The organism is Streptomyces durhamensis (assembly GCF_000725475.1).
Classification (GTDB): domain Bacteria; phylum Actinomycetota; class Actinomycetes; order Streptomycetales; family Streptomycetaceae; genus Streptomyces; species Streptomyces filipinensis.
This window is the reverse complement of sequence record NZ_JNXR01000021.1, coordinates 117,175-131,234: the sequence shown is the minus strand read 5'-3', so window position 1 is coordinate 131,234 and position 14,060 is coordinate 117,175. Positions and strand designations below refer to the sequence as shown.

Below are 14,060 nucleotides of genomic sequence, written 5' to 3'. Positions count from 1 at the left end.
GAGGGCGCGGGCCGGCGGGTGAAGCCCGGCGCCGAACAGCTGCGGCGGCAGCCGGCCTGCGCCCGCCTGGAGTGAGAGCGTCACCGCCTCACTCACACATCAGCCTCGAGATCCACCGGATGCTCTCTGTGGAGCGCGGCCTTGGCTCCGCGGCCGGAGCTGACCAGGGCTGCTGCGGATGCGGCCACGGTGACGGCGAGTAGGGGGATCGTGACCAGCTGGGCTGCGTCATCGGTGTTCATGGCCAGCGTCGCAGCACAGGCGATGCCTGTCGTCGTCACGGCGAACGCCACCGCGACCCCGGACAGGGCAAGCAGCCGCAACACCTTGGCAGATGGCCGGCACCGGGTGACGACGACGGCCGGCGTGACCGCCGCGGTGATGAGGAACGCTGCCGGGCCGAGCATCCCCAGGGCCCCGACCCAGTAGGAGACCGGATCGATGGAGGCGAATGCCAGGAGGAGCGGCGCGATCAGCCACGTGGGCAGCGTCGGGATCAGAGCCACCAGCGGGCGCCACGCGGTCCAGTTGCCGGTTCTGGAGGATTCCGCAAGGAGTGCGAGGGCGCCGACCAGCAGGATGAGGCCGGCGCCGTACATGGCGTACTGCGCGACGTCGAGCAGTCGGCGTACCGAATCCGGAGTCGGCCAGGGCTCCTCGGACAGGATGAAGCGCAGCATCGGCAGGGCATACAGTGCGGCGCACCAGGTGACCCAGGTGGTGGCGACGCTTGCCTGCATGCGGCGGCGGCGCCGTTCGGCGGACTCATCGGGCATCACCGGGCGAAGCCATGCCCGCAGCGCGCCGCCCAAGAGGTCCGCGACGACGCTCGGGCCGGCGCCGGTATCCTCGACCAGTGCTTCAAGCTCGCAGCCGTAGCGCTCCCGGAACGAGGGAGGGTATGCCCGCAAGGCCATCCGGGCCGCCATGTTGATCACGCGTTTGCCACCCCCAGCCGGGTCAACCCGGTGCGTGCGAAGCGGGCCATCGCCCGGAGTTTGTCGTCGAGCACGGTCTGGCCCTGCGCGGTGAGCCGGTAGGGCCGCCGGCGCTCGTCCTCGTCCAGCGGCGCGACCAGGCCGCGTTCCTCCAGCCGCGCGATGGCGGCATACAGCGTGCCCGGTCCCAGCTTGATGGATGTCTGTTCCTCGACGTCCTTGGTGATCGCGTAGCCGTGCTTGGGTCCGTCGGCCAGGCTGGCCAGGATCAGCAGCGCGGGTTCGGCCCATCCGACGCGGTCTCGTTGACGCGGCATCAGGCACCTCCTTCGTTCCTCCCCACTACTACGTTATACGATACTACGTAGTACGTTGCAGTGGCCCGATGCGGCAGGACCCGCACACGATGCCTCTCGCGGCGCCCCGCCCGCCGAGCTCCGCCACCCGCTGCAACGGTGCGCGCCGGCGCAGGTTCTCGCGCTCACCGCCCGGTGCGCTCTCTCCATCTGAGTGAACCGTGAGGCCGTCGGCGTTTCGACGTGGAAGGGCTGTAGCGCCGGAGGCACATGCCTCCGGCGAGGCGAAGTCCGGCCGAAGGGCTGCCGACGCCCGTGCGGCCGGCCCGTCGACGCCCGGTCCGAGCCAGGAGGATGCCGCTGTGGCCGTACCCGTAGAGATCGATCACCGTTCCACCGACTACAGCCTCAAGCGCGCCTACTGGCTCGCACTGGCCTCGGACCTGGCGTACAAGGACGAGGCCACCATCGAGGCACAGTCCCGGCAGTGGGGGTTCGACACCGTCCGGCACCACCAGACACGGTTCACACCGCCGTTCCCGCTGCAGGACACGCAGGCCTACACCATGGCCAGCGACGACATGATCGTCACCGCGTTCCGCGGAACAGAACCGCAGCAGATCAAGGACTGGCTCTCCGATGCCACCACCCCGCCCCGGACCGGCCCGGCCGGCACCGGCTACGTCCACGACGGCTTCGGCGAAGCGCTGGAGTCGATCTGGCCCGACGTGAAGAACACCCACGCCGAGCTGCGCACCAACGGGCAATCCGTCTGGTTCACCGGGCACAGCCTCGGCGGGGCCCTCGCCATGCTCGCCGGCGCCCGCATGTACCTGGAGGACCCGCGCCTGGCCGCAGACGGCGTCTACACCTACGGCCAGCCCCGCACCTGCGACAGCGTCCTGGCGAAGGCCTACAACAAGGGCTTCAAGGACCGGATGTACCGGTTCGTCAACAACAACGACATCGTCCCCCAGATGCCGCCCGCGCCTCCCTACACCCACGTCGATGCGCTGCGCTACATCGACTCCCACGGCAAGGTCCGCGAAGCAATGCCTCTGATCGGCGGCCTCACCGACCACGCCGCCGGCCTGCTCGCCGACCCACTGGCACCCGCCGGCGACGGCGTCCGCGACCACTTCATGCACAGCTACCTGACCGCGCTGGAGAAGAACCTCACCTGACCCCGGTACAGCGACGCCACAGCGGCGTTGCGGCCGCCGCGTGTCCGTCGGCGCCGGCCCCGTGTCGGGCGGGGCCTCGGCGCCCGATTCCTACCACCCCGGGTTGGTGGAGTTCCTGGGCGCCGCGATCAAGGTGTTCGCCGAGCAGGGGAGCGGGTTCGCCCCCAGCGCAGGGGCGGAGGCTTCGGTGTAGTCGGGCGACACCGGCCAGGACATGCATGGGCGGGTTCAGTGCCTGCTTCTGAACCCATCCGAGAGCCCAGCTGTCCCGTCGCACTGGATCTTGCTCTATGCGCTTGCCTGTGTCTCCGTAGGAGGTCGGGCAGGGTGATCTTTATCGGCGTTGAGAGAGCCGGTAGGTTCACCTCATGGGACTGCAGCAGGCGGGCGTGCATTATTCGGTTTCGACTTGGCAGCAGCCGTGTCCTGCGGCGACCTCTGACGAACGCAGTGCGCTGGTCGAATGGGTCGCGAAGCGGATCCTGGCTCTCGGTCAGGGGCGTCTGGTGGTGGGGATCGACGGTCTGACCGCCGCGGGCAAGACGAGTTTCGGGCACGAACTGGCTGAGTGGATCAGCGCTGCGGGACGGCCCGTGCTCCGGGCGACTCTTGATGACTTCAAGAAACCATGGAAGGACCGGCACCTGTATGACCGGGAGTCAGGTGAGGGGTACTACCGCAACGCGTTCGACTATGACGCGGTCAAGCGGCTGCTGCTTGGACCCTGCCAGTCGCCGGAGGCGACCTCGTGTGTGCTGTGCAGCATCGACCCGCTGACGCAGCAGGATCATTCCTCAGATGCGGCGCCCCTTACTTCGGATTCGGTGCTGATCGTGGACGGCGTCTTCGCCTTCCGGCCGGAGATCAACGGGTACTGGGACTTCCGTCTCTGGTTGCAGGTGGATTCGGAACTGTCCGTTCAGCGAGGTGCTGACCGTGATCAGGGCTGGGCCGGGAACGATGCGGAGTCGATCCACCGCAACCGGTATCTGGTGGCAGAACGTCTCTATCTTCAGGAAGTCGACCCGATCCCGATGATGGACGTCGTCATCGATAACTCGTCGTTCGCCAGTCCGCGCATCGTGGAGTCGTGACCTCTCCGCGCACAGGGCCTGCGGTCAGGGGCTGTCGCAGCCCCTGGGAGGAGGAGGCAGAGACCGGGGTCTCGGGCTGGTGCCGAGGCAACATCGTGCGTGAGGACGACTTCGTCTGCGTCTTCTGCGGGAGCGATCTGCCCGCGCCGTGGAACGTGGATCCCGCTGCGCGAGACCGCGGGTCACAGCCACTCGTTAATGGTCGCGATGAGGACGGTCGCCTCGTAGCGGACGGCGAGCTGGTCGTACCGCGTGGCGACAGCGCGATGTCTCTTGAGGCGGTTGATCCCGCACTCGGCCGCGTGACGCTCGCGGTAGTCGGCCGGGTCGGCCTTGTCCGGGATGGTGCAGCGGATCCCGCGTCGGCGCAGGTAGGCGCGGTTCTTGTGGGAGGCGTACGCCTTGTCGGCCCGCACCCGGTCGGGGCGGAGGCGTGGCCGGCCCGGCCCGATGCGAGGCACGCGGATCTTCCCCAGCACGGGCTCGAACTGAGGCGAGTCGCCGCGCTGACCGGCCGTGACCGTGCTCGACAGCCAGGTGCAGCTTGGTCGGTGGTTCTTTCTGCAGGTCACCCTGCTTGCGGGCCCCGGCCGCATGCTGATGAGCTCGGCACACCGTGGAGTCGACGCTCAGGTCCCATGTGATCGCGCTGTCCGCGTCGGCCAGGCACTGGAGACGGGTGAGGATCCGGTGCCAGGTGCCATTCCGCTGCCATCGGCGGAACAGGTCGTAGATCCGGCCCCACGGTCCGTACTCGACGGGCACGTCCCGCCACGGAACACCGGTCCGGACCCGGAACCGTATGCCGTCGATCAACTGCCGCCGAGGCCAGATGGGTAACGGCTCCAGCACCGCCCACTGTTCGTCCGTGAGATCTCCCCGACCCATGAACCGAGATCATTCACAGCTCAAGATCCACTTTCGATACACGGCCTAGGCCGCTGTTCCCGGCCCTGCCTCCCTCGGATCCCCGAGCGGCCGGGTCCGCCCATCGTCCCCGTCCGCCCGGCGTCCCGGCTCCGTCTCGTCCAGCTCCCAGTAGTGCCGGCAGTCATCGCACCGGTACACCGCGATCCCCGCGTCGATCGTCAGTACGGCCGCATCCGGGCATCCGCTGCCGTCACCGCGCCCCACACACTCCTGCTCCCAGGTATCCCCCACGATCTGACCGTGCGGCGCACAGGCCGTGTTCGTGGAGAGGGCGTGCAGGGCGCACAGGCGCTCCCGTCCGGCAACGCACCCCAGCACCCGCCAGCAGCCCCAACAGCTTCCGCCGGCGAGGAGAACGCGGCGCTCACTCCCGGGGGCCGCGCGCCAGGCCCCTGCCGCCGGTGGCTCTGAGCAGTACGGTCATCAGGGGACGTCAGCGGTGGCCGAGCACGTTGACCACCCGTCCGTCGGGGTCGCGGACGAAGAACCGCCGCACGCCCCACTCCTCGTCCTGCAAGGGGTGGATGATCTCCGCGCCGCTGTGCGTCATGACCGCGTAGGCCGCGTCCACGTCGTCCACCTCGATGCTCATGTCGGGGCTCACGGGCGCGGTCTTGTCGCTGGTCATGATGCTGATCTGCGCTGTCGGGCCGGACGGGGAGGCGAGCGTCATGATCCAGCCGTGGTTCATGACCTCCTCGAAGCCCAGCAGGCCGTAGAACTCCCGGCTCTTGTGCGCGCTCTGCGACTGGATGTTGGGTACGACACGGCGAACGGCCATCAAGGACTCCTGGGAAGAACAGAGGTGTTTCCATGCCTGCCCAGGAGTACTACGGCCAGTCCGCCCTCGCACGCACCTCGGGCCACGGGGTGGGGCCGGGTGGGAGGAAGCCGGATGTCGCGATCGGGCTCACTCGCGCAACGGCGGTGTCAGATCGTGCGGGGTGTTGCCGGTCGCCAGATACGCAGGTCGAGCTGCGCGGCTTCATGGTCGTAGCCCCGTTCCATGAAGCCGCCTTGCATGAACAGCCCGATCGCCGGGGCCGGTTCGCCGGACGAGGGCCAGAGCGCCAGCCACCGGGTGCGGATCTTGAAGCCCCGTGTCTCCCGGCGCCAGCCGTGCCATTCCTCGGGGAGGCCCGGGTCGTCGGGATGACCGCGGTATCCGGGCTCTCCGAGGTTCTCGGTGGCGGCCCTCATGCAGTCCGCCCAGAGAGCGGCGGCGGGTTCCAGCACATTGCGGTGGTGCGGGGAGGAGGGCTTGGAGCTGATCCTCCACAGCTTCGACTCCAGCCAGTTCACGCGTGCGGGATACCGGAGCAGCGGCGGCAGCCACAGGGACAGCCCTTCCCGCGTGGTGACGCAGACGCACGCGGAGCTGTGGGTGCCGCACACCGTCCAGCCCAGTCGCCGCGCCCAGCGTTCCAGTTCGCCGACTGTGGCGAACGCCCGGTTCCACGAGTGGCTGCCGAATATCGCGTCCCAGTCCCATGCGGAGACCCCTTTGAGCTGTGCGGCCACCTCCTGCCAGGTCGTCTCCGGCTTGTCTTCCGGTTCGGGATCGCCGTAGAGGGGTCTGTCCTGCGGGGCCGGTCCCCATGGGCCGACGGCGCGGACCTTTGCCTCTACTTCGGCGTAGCCGTCGTCCAGGGCGATGTTCGCGGGATCGAGGAGTTCGAGCTCGACGGAGTGCCTGCCGTAGCCGTCGCGGAAGACGGTGAGGATGATGACCGCGGACTCGGGACCCGGTGGATTCCACACGGCGAGCCGGTACGGGTTGTACCTGCGCCGTTCTTCGAGCGGCCCCGATCTGCTGCCGAAGCCGACGGGGAAGTCCGCGCCGTCCCAGGCGCCGGACCAGGTCGGTGTGCCGAGTACGCTCCGGGCGGCCACGAGGTACTCGGCCCATACGTCGGCCGCCTGTGCCGCTTCGCTCTCGTGCGCCCCGTCGCGCCGGTCGGGGGTGGCGCCGCTCCACAGCCGGTGGGAGGCGCGCGCGTACGTCTGCGAGTGAGATGTGGTGGTGGACAGGTGGTGCTGTTTTCCGGTGCGGGTCTGGACCGTGATCGGGCCCCAGTCGTTGGTCCGCCACTGGAAGTTGACCACCTTCCAGTCGAACCGGGCGAGCCATGCGGGGTCCGGTTCGTAGCCCGTACCCGCTCCTGGCCAGACTTTTTGCCAGTCCACCTCGGTCAGTACGGTGAGTTCCCTCGCCAGCTCCCGCGGCGTCGTGCGGACTTCGCAGCCGGGTGTCGGTTCGGTGTCGGACACGGCGATCATCTCCTTCGCGCCCACTCGGCGGCCGGCCCGGCCCTGGTGCCGTCGCCGCGCATCGTTTATCGTCTCCATGACGATAACAGGAGGATCATGAACAGCCCTACGCCGCACACGCCTTCCGACCTTTCCCGGATGACGGACGAGGAGCTGGCCCGGCGAGCAGCCGAAGTGGCCACGAGCTGGGTCTCCGCCACGACCGCCTTGTCGCAGACGCGCGGATGGGCGCTGGTGGGCCTGCAGCACTCCGGTTCCGGACACATGGAGATGTACGCCTGGGCCGCACTCGAAACCTGGGAGCGGCAGCTGGCCGAGGCGCTCGCCACCGCCGGCTCCGACGAGAGCTGCGAGCGGATCGCCAGGGCGAAGGACCAGGCGGTCCGCCAGATGCGCGACCTCCTCCTGGACGGCATCCGCAGGGCGGAACAGCTCTACGGCCACCGGGAGGAGCCGCACCGCGTCGACCCCCGCGCCAGACTGCGGGACTTCATCAGCCGCAACGGATGAACGACCGACGGTACGGGGGGCCGGTGCCCTCTCGGTTCCCGCGGACGGTACGCGGCCTTCCGCGAACAGGGCCTCAACCGTCTGAAGCCTTGTGTGCCGGCGCCGCGCGGCGGTGTGCGGTTTCGCGGCCCGGGACGGCGGGCCGTGACTGGTCGTAGGGACCTGCGCTTGGCGGGTCAGACCGTGTTCGTGAGCTTTTGGCGCACGACGATCGCGTTGAGCCGGACCGCGAACGGTGCGGTGTCCATGAGGTCCAGGGTCCCCGCACGGGACTTGGCGAGGCCGACGGTGACGTCGGCGCAGAAGGCGACGGCGTAGAGGTACGCGCCGGCTTCCTCGTCCTGGAGGGCGAAGAACAGGTCGCGGTAGTAGCTCGTGCGGTCCGGTTCCTCCTCGTAGTAGGCCAGCCCCGGTTCGCCCTCCTGCGCCGCGAGGTGGGTGAAGGCGTCCACGAGGCCGCGTTCGACGGTGTCCCAGAACGACGCCTGAGCCGCCTCGGGCGGGAGCGCCTGGCGGACCGCTTCCTTGAGGGAGAGCGCCATCACCAGGATCGGTGCCTCCTCCTGGAGCCCCCAGCCACGGACGACCTTGACGATGTCGCTGTCGGGGAGCAGGGCGGCGGCGTCGCGGATGTGAGCGAAGTCGTAGTTGACGGTGGCGGGGGCGATCGCCTCCTGGAAGGCGCGCCCGAGGGCGTCCGCTTGGGCGAGATGGGCCTCTGCCACCTCGGTGACCGTCCTGAAACAGGCTGCCAACTGCCCCTCCTTAAACATTTTGTTGCACGGGTGGGGCGTCAGTATGCCCTAGCGGTGCGCCACCACATGAGGCCGCCCACCCCGGCCGGTCCCGGAGTCCGCAAGGCGTGCACATCGAAGAGCCGGATTCCGCGGCGGATTCTCTCTTCGCCTGATGGCGCGAGGTCAGCGCGCGGGCAGGGCGGGGGTGTGCCCGGTGCGTACGGCGTCCAGGGCCCGCGCATCGAGGCCGAGGAGCCGCACGATGGTCGGGGCGATCTGGGTGGCTGCAATGCTGCTCACGCTGGGGCTGGGCGCAGCGCTGACCGGGAGCCGTGCATCGCGGTAATTCGATGGCGCGCGTGCACCGGTGTGCCCACCCTGGTCCTTGTGGCAGAACCCAAGTACCAGATCCGAGCCCTGCACACGGACTCCACGGTCACCGTCTACCAGGCGTACGCCCCGAGGATCGGCCTGCCGGCGGCCCGGGAGGGCCGTTTCCCGGCGGTGTGGCAGCGGGACCGGATGACCTGGATCAAGCCGTCGTTCCTGTGGATGATGTACCGCTGCGGGTGGGGCACCAAGGAAGGGCAGGAGACCGTCCTCGCGGTCGAGATCTCCCGGGAAGGTTTCGAGTGGGCGCTGGAACACGCCTGCCTGTCCCACTACAAGCACGGACTCCACGCCGATCACGCCACATGGAAGCGCCAGTTGAAGCGGGCTTTGGCCCGGGTGCAATGGGACCCCGAGCGCGACCTGCGCCTTCAGCCGCTTGCCCACCGCTCGCTCCAGCTCGGCCTCGCCGGCGAAGCCGCACGCCTCTACGCCGACGAGTGGATCGTCTCCATCACCGACATCACCCCGCTCGCCCGTACCGTCCACGCACAGGTACAGGACGGACACCTGGACGCCGCACGGCAACTCCTGCCCCGTGAACGCCCCTACCCCGTGGCCGAAGGGGCCCTGGCTCATCTCCGTCGGTGAGCCTGTCCGCCCGCCGGGATGACGCCTGGGCACGGGCGTGCCGGCGGGAGCGCCGCGAACGCCGGCCTGCCCGATGAGCGCCGGCCGGACTCACCGGCTCCTCCGGCGACGCCGAGGGCGGTGTCGGCTCGACGTGTCGGCGGGCGCGGGTCCAACGCGCCTGCCGGGGTCCTGGAACGGGTTCGGGCTTGCGACCGGTAGCCGTCAGGAGGACACCGGCGGATCGCCGTCGGTGTCGTGCTGTCCACCACCGTCTGCCGATCGGGCCCGGATGGCAAGTCCTCCGGAACAAACGGTGGGCCGCCGCGGGCCCGGCAGTCGCCGAAGGCGTCGTCGCCACCGCGGGGTTCGTCTGCCGGCCGGGTGGCCGCTTCAGTGGCGGTGCGGGGAACACCGACAAGGCCGGACCTTCCCATAACGGGCAAACGGGGAGTCGGGGTGAGGCGGGGCGGGGGCGGTGCGTGGAAGGCTGTGTGCCGCGCGGCCCGCTGTACCGGCAGGGTCCAACTGCCCCTGGGCCGCGCCTTTTTTGCGACCAGTAGCCCGGGTCCCGGCGTCCGGCCGGCGGCCCCGTCAGGACGGATTCCTGCGCACCATGACCAACCTCTTCGTCCCCCGCCCGGCCGGCCCGGTTGCGGCCGACAGCAGCCCGCCGTGCTCCTGCACCCCCGGCTCCGGGCAGGCGGGCACCGCCGCAGCGACCGCGGCCGCGGTGCGGTTCGGCCCCACGCACGCGCTGATCCTGCTCCTGTGTTTCCTCGCGCTGGGCAGCGGCCTGTTCCTGGCCGGCACCCCGCTGGACACCGTGTTCGCGCTGCTGAGCGGCTGCGGGGCGATCGGCGCGGCCACCCTGGCCGCGGCGGGCGGCGGCCGGCGGCTGGCGGCGGTCTTCGTGGAGGCCGCCGTGCGCTCCGGCACGGGCAAGTAGGCGGCCGCCGTGGCCCGTTCCCCCGCCGGGGGTGCCCCGGAACGCCCCTTCGCCCATCTCGCCGAACACCTGGTCGCCCTGCGCCGGGCCGCACGGCTGCCCCAGCGCGCCCTGGCCGAGGCCGCCAACGTCTCCCGCGGTGCCGTCCAGCGCGCCGAATCCGGCGCCGCGGCCCCGTCGACGACCGTTCTCGACGCCTACGTGCGCGCCTGCTCGGGCAACCCGGCCGACCATGCGCGAGCGCGCCTTCTGCGCACCCGCGGCCGCACCGCCCAGCGTGCCCGGCTCCGCCACCTCAAGGCCCCGGCTCCCCACCTCATCCACACCGAGGACGACCTCGGCGCCGCTCTGGCCGCCGCCTACGAGCAGGCCGGCGCTCCCTCGCTGAGCGACGCCCGCCTCACCCCCGGGCGCAGGCCCCTGCCGCGCACCACCGCCTGGCGGATCGTGGCGCGCAGGAAACTGCCGCCCACCGCCGAGCAGCTCGTGACGTTCCTGGCCGCTTGCGGCATCGGCCCGGCCGAGCAGTGCCCGTACGTCACGGCCTACGAGCGCATCATCGCCGAGCGCGGCATCCGCCCCACTCCCCCGCCGCGGGATTCCGGCCGGAGCGGCCGGTTCGGTCCGGACGTCGAGGGGCGTCCCGAGCGGCTGGAGCTCACCGGCCTGGCCGCCGCCATCGTCAAGCGGTTGCCGGCCGCCACGGTCGAGGAACTGCTCGTCACGGCACTGGCCCACAAGGCCGGCCGCGAGGCGCAGCGCAACGGGACGGTCACTCCCGAGCTGATCGTCACCCTCGCGGCCCTCATCCACCCCACCCGAGACGACGGCATCTCGCGCATTGTCGACGGACTTACGGAGGTCTACGACGTCACGCACCACCAGCGCCGGCCCAGAGCGGCCCGGGCCGCCACCGCTTCCTCCTGGTCCTACAACGAGATCGCGGCACGCCTCAGGGTGCAGCCGGACACCGTACGGTCCTATCGCAAGCACGGGCTGCTGCCCCCGCCCGACCACGTCAAGTGGGGCAGGCCCTGCTGGAACGCCGACACCATCCGTGCCTGGGTCGCCTCCCGCCCGGGCGGCCGCGCGCGCAGGGACGGCTGAGCCCGCACACTCGCAGCGGCCGGCCGCAAAACCGCGCCTGCTGCTCCGGCATGCCTGGCCGCGCGGGTGGCTGAGCCGCTCGGGGCGGGCCGGAGCCCTGGGCGGTGGCGGCACCGGGCACACCCGGCTTTCGGCTCCTGCCTCTCGCCGATGCGCCGATGCGCCGATCGCGGGCACTCACCGGTGGGGTGAATCGCGCTCGCCGGTGCGGGGAATGCAGCCGTCATGAGTGATCACACCAGGGGTGGCGGCAGCGCAGCGGACCATGAGGAATCAACCCGCCGCTACTACGAGAGCGGCGATGTCGACGCCTTCTACGACGCCGTCTGGGGTGGTGAGGACATCCACGTCGGCGTGTACGCCCACCCGCAAGAGGCGATCGCCGGCGCTTCGCACCGCACCGTGCAGCACGCCGCGGACCGGGTCGCGGACCTGCTCGGCCCCGATGCCACCGTGCTCGACCTCGGTTCGGGGTACGGCGGTTCGGCCCGTGCGCTCGCCGAGCGGTTCGGCTGCCGGGTGGTGGCCGTGGACCTCAGCGAGGGGCACAACCGGCGCCACCGCGCGGCCAACACCCGGCGCGGGCTGGACGGCCTGATCGAGGTCGTCACCGGCTCCCTCAACCACCTGCCCTACGAGGCCGGGCGCTTCGACGTGGTCTGGTCCCTGGAGGTCCTGTGCCATGTCGAGGAGCGGGGCGGCGCGCTGGCCGAGGCCGTGCGTGTCCTCAAACCGGGCGGAGCGCTGGTCTTCTCGGACATCATGGCGGCCGAGGAGACCCCGGCCGGGGCCATCCTGCCCGCGCTGTCCCGACTGGGCGTGCAGAGCCTGGCAACGCCCTCGTCCTACCTGGAGACACTGTCCGGACTCGGTCTGAAGAGCGACTTCGAGGACCGCAGCGCAGACCTCGCCACCCACTACGCACGCCTGGAGCAGGAGGTGCGCCGCCGCACGCCCGAGCTGCGCGGCGCCATCAGCGCCGCCTACCTCGACGACCTGCTGGCCAACCTGCCCCTGTGGACGGACATCACCCGCCGCGGACTGCTGCGCTGGGGCCTCTTCCACGCCCGCCGCACCGCGAGCCTTTCCCCCAGGCGCTGAAGGGCGGCCGGCTCCGCCCGCCGCCGGCCGGCCCGGTCCGGCAAGGGGTGCGCGCCCTGTGTCAGGCACAGCGCTCGACGTCGTCCGAGAAGGGCTGAATGGGGGGCGGGCGGATCTGTTATGCGCCAAACGGCTCCGTGGAAGGAGCACTGCTGCGGGGTCTTTTCCTTTGCATATCTGGTTCTCGTCTGGATCCATAGCACCTCGGTCTGGGTTTCTTCTGGAGGTCCGCTCGGTTTTGGTTGGAGATCTGCTGCAGCGGACGCCGTCACCGTGTGCGGCGTTGCCGTAATCCTCGCCATCGTCACCGCCGGTTTTGGTCTTGTCCCGCGTGGTGCGGAACTGGCTGGTTCTTCGGGTGTGCTGGATGGGTGCACCGAGCATCAAATGTCGAGGGAGCACGGAACCACCGACTCCGCCCCCCCCTACCGAGCAATTGCGAGGCGATCCGAGCCATGACGCAGTCCACGACGCACACGGGGATTCAGGACCCCGGCGCCACCGCCGCTCAGGAGACTCCCGTCCCCTTCCCGCAGGCCCGCAGCTGCCCCTACCAGCCGCCCGCGGGTTACGGCCCGCTGCGCGAGTCGTATCCGATCGGCCGGGTCACGCTGTACGACGGGCGGGCGGCCTGGGCCGTCACCGGGCACGCGCTGGCCCGTGACCTGCTGTCCGACCCGCGTCTGTCCTGCGACCGCACACAGCCCGGGTTCCCGGCGCCGAGCGAGCAGTTCGCCAAGGTCAGGGCGCGGGGGGTGCCGCTGATCTCCGTCGACGACCCCGCGCACAACGCCCAGCGCCGGCTGCTGATCCCGCACTTCACGCTGAAGCAGAACGCCTCGATGCGCCCGCGGATCCAGCAGATCGTGGACCAGCTGCTCGACGCGATGGAGCGGCAGGGGCCGCCGGCGGAGCTGGTCTCGGCCTTCGCGCTGCCGATGCCGTCCATGGTGATCTGCTCGCTGCTCGGTGTGCCCTACGACGATCACGAGTTCTTCGAGGCGGCCTCCGAGCGGCTGCTGCGCGGCCAGACGGTGGAGGAGGTCGCCCGGGCCCGGCAGGAACTCGAGCGTTACATGGGCGAGTTGGTCGACCGCAAGCGGCGTGAGCCGGGCGACGGGCTGCTCGACGAGCTGATGCGGATGGACACCCCGAACGGTCCTCTGGGCCGTCAGGAGCTGGTGGCGCTGTCGGGGATGCTGCTGGCGGCGGGTCACGAGACGACGGCCAACATGATCTCGCTCGGCGTGTTCACGCTGCTGCGCCATCCCGAGCAGCTGGCGGCCCTGCGGTCCGGGAGGACGCCGATGGCCGTCGTGGTGGAGGAGCTGCTGCGGTATCTGTCCGTGCAGAACGGGATGCTGCGGGTGGCGGTGGAGGACATCGAGGTGGCCGGCCGGACGATCCGGGCCGGCGAGGGCGTCATCATCATGACGGCGATCACCAACCGGGACGGCACGGTCTTCGCGGCGCCGGACAGCCTGGACTGGGACCGTTCCGCGCGCCACCATCTGGCGTTCGGCTTCGGGGTGCACCAGTGCCTGGGCCAGAATCTGGCGCGCCTGGAGCTGGAGATCGCGCTGGGCTGCCTGTTCGAGCGGCTGCCGGGGCTGCGGCTCGCGGTCGCCGTCGAGGAGGTCCGTTCCAAGCCCGCGACCTCGACGATCGACGGTCTGCTCGAACTGCCCGTGGCCTGGTGAGCGCGGTGCGGATCGAGGTCGACAGGGAGCGGTGCGTGGGCGCGGGCATGTGTGCGCTGACGGCGCCGGAGGTGTTCACGCAGGACGACGACGGGTTCAGCGAGGTGCTGGCCGGCCGTGAGTCGGCGGCCGGGGAGCATCCGATGGTGAGGGAGGCGGTGCGGGCCTGTCCGGTGAGCGCGGTGGCGCTGCTGGACGAGGACTGAGCCTGCCGCCTGTTGCGGGCGGGCGGTGGCGGTGGCGGTGTTGTCGGTTCGGGGACTTCGCGGTTCCTCACCGGCCG

General features: G+C 70.5%; 15 protein-coding genes and 2 pseudogenes. 11 read left to right on the top strand and 6 right to left on the bottom strand.

Going from position 1 to position 14,060, the window contains the following annotated elements; all coding sequences use genetic code 11:
• Positions 1–92: 92 nt before the first annotated feature.
• A complete protein-coding gene (locus IO33_RS0129975) occupies positions 93–938 on the bottom strand; it encodes a hypothetical protein (RefSeq protein ID WP_031170694.1) in 846 nt (281 codons plus the stop codon).
• Entirely contained in the window at positions 935–1,255 is a 321-nt protein-coding gene (locus IO33_RS0129970) for a PadR family transcriptional regulator (protein WP_031170691.1), read from the bottom strand. The genes IO33_RS0129975 and IO33_RS0129970 overlap by 4 nt, the downstream gene beginning before the upstream one ends.
• Positions 1,256–1,596: 341 nt before the next feature.
• On the opposite strand from IO33_RS0129970, the gene IO33_RS0129965 reads away from it, so the two are divergent.
• The 3 genes from IO33_RS0129965 to IO33_RS0129955 all read left to right on the top strand — a co-directional run bounded on the left by IO33_RS0129965 (position 1,597) and on the right by IO33_RS0129955 (position 3,512).
• Positions 1,597–2,418, top strand: coding sequence for a lipase family protein (locus IO33_RS0129965; RefSeq protein WP_031170690.1), 822 nt, complete (start codon positions 1,597–1,599; stop codon positions 2,416–2,418).
• A gap of 40 nt (positions 2,419–2,458) precedes the next feature.
• Positions 2,459–2,611, top strand: coding sequence for a hypothetical protein (locus tag IO33_RS50600; protein ID WP_157857934.1), 153 nt, complete (start codon positions 2,459–2,461; stop codon positions 2,609–2,611).
• A 175-nt stretch (positions 2,612–2,786) separates the two neighbouring features.
• On the top strand, positions 2,787–3,512 hold the full coding sequence (locus IO33_RS0129955; protein WP_031170688.1) for a nucleoside/nucleotide kinase family protein: 726 nt from the start codon (positions 2,787–2,789) through the stop codon (positions 3,510–3,512).
• 182 nt (positions 3,513–3,694) lie between these two features.
• Here IO33_RS0129955 and IO33_RS47940 read toward each other — a convergent pair.
• The 3 genes and pseudogenes from IO33_RS47940 to IO33_RS0129935 form a co-directional block, all read right to left on the bottom strand.
• A pseudogene (locus IO33_RS47940) lies at positions 3,695–4,400 on the bottom strand (IS5 family transposase).
• 475 nt (positions 4,401–4,875) lie between these two features.
• Complete coding sequence (locus IO33_RS0129940; protein WP_031170683.1) at positions 4,876–5,223, bottom strand: VOC family protein; 348 nt, start codon at positions 5,221–5,223, stop codon at positions 4,876–4,878.
• A 149-nt stretch (positions 5,224–5,372) separates the two neighbouring features.
• Entirely contained in the window at positions 5,373–6,713 is a 1,341-nt protein-coding gene (locus IO33_RS0129935) for a hypothetical protein (protein ID WP_245235920.1), read from the bottom strand.
• Between the two features lie 96 nt (positions 6,714–6,809).
• Between IO33_RS0129935 and IO33_RS0129930 the strand changes: the two genes are divergently transcribed.
• Complete coding sequence (locus tag IO33_RS0129930; protein ID WP_157857933.1) at positions 6,810–7,223, top strand: hypothetical protein; 414 nt, start codon at positions 6,810–6,812, stop codon at positions 7,221–7,223.
• A gap of 176 nt (positions 7,224–7,399) precedes the next feature.
• On the opposite strand, the gene IO33_RS0129925 is transcribed toward IO33_RS0129930, so the two are convergent.
• Positions 7,400–7,978 (bottom strand): type-2Aa cytolytic delta-endotoxin, encoded by a 579-nt coding sequence (locus IO33_RS0129925; protein WP_031170677.1) that lies wholly within the window; start codon positions 7,976–7,978, stop codon positions 7,400–7,402.
• Positions 7,979–8,347: 369 nt separating this feature from the next.
• Here IO33_RS0129925 and IO33_RS0129915 point away from each other — a divergent pair, with 369 nt between their 5' ends.
• The 7 genes and pseudogenes from IO33_RS0129915 to IO33_RS0129885 all read left to right on the top strand — a co-directional run bounded on the left by IO33_RS0129915 (position 8,348) and on the right by IO33_RS0129885 (position 13,983).
• Complete coding sequence (locus IO33_RS0129915) at positions 8,348–8,941, top strand: DUF4291 domain-containing protein (RefSeq protein ID WP_031170674.1); 594 nt, start codon at positions 8,348–8,350, stop codon at positions 8,939–8,941.
• A gap of 595 nt (positions 8,942–9,536) precedes the next feature.
• The gene (locus IO33_RS0129910) at positions 9,537–9,869 is read left to right on the top strand and encodes a hypothetical protein (RefSeq protein WP_031170671.1); all 333 of its coding nucleotides are present in this window, start codon (positions 9,537–9,539) and stop codon (positions 9,867–9,869) included.
• Between the two features lie 9 nt (positions 9,870–9,878).
• Positions 9,879–10,094, top strand: a pseudogene (locus IO33_RS52815) (helix-turn-helix domain-containing protein); the annotation flags it as partial.
• A gap of 714 nt (positions 10,095–10,808) precedes the next feature.
• Positions 10,809–10,976 (top strand): helix-turn-helix transcriptional regulator, encoded by a 168-nt coding sequence (locus IO33_RS0129900; RefSeq protein WP_031170766.1) that lies wholly within the window; start codon positions 10,809–10,811, stop codon positions 10,974–10,976.
• A 225-nt stretch (positions 10,977–11,201) separates the two neighbouring features.
• A complete protein-coding gene (locus IO33_RS0129895; protein ID WP_031170669.1) occupies positions 11,202–12,077 on the top strand; it encodes an SAM-dependent methyltransferase in 876 nt (291 codons plus the stop codon).
• A gap of 455 nt (positions 12,078–12,532) precedes the next feature.
• Positions 12,533–13,777: a cytochrome P450 gene (locus IO33_RS0129890; RefSeq protein WP_031170667.1), complete on the top strand. Its 1,245-nt coding sequence runs from the start codon at positions 12,533–12,535 to the stop codon at positions 13,775–13,777.
• Between the two features lie 5 nt (positions 13,778–13,782).
• Complete coding sequence (locus IO33_RS0129885) at positions 13,783–13,983, top strand: ferredoxin (RefSeq protein WP_031170665.1); 201 nt, start codon at positions 13,783–13,785, stop codon at positions 13,981–13,983.
• Positions 13,984–14,060: the final 77 nt, after the last annotated feature.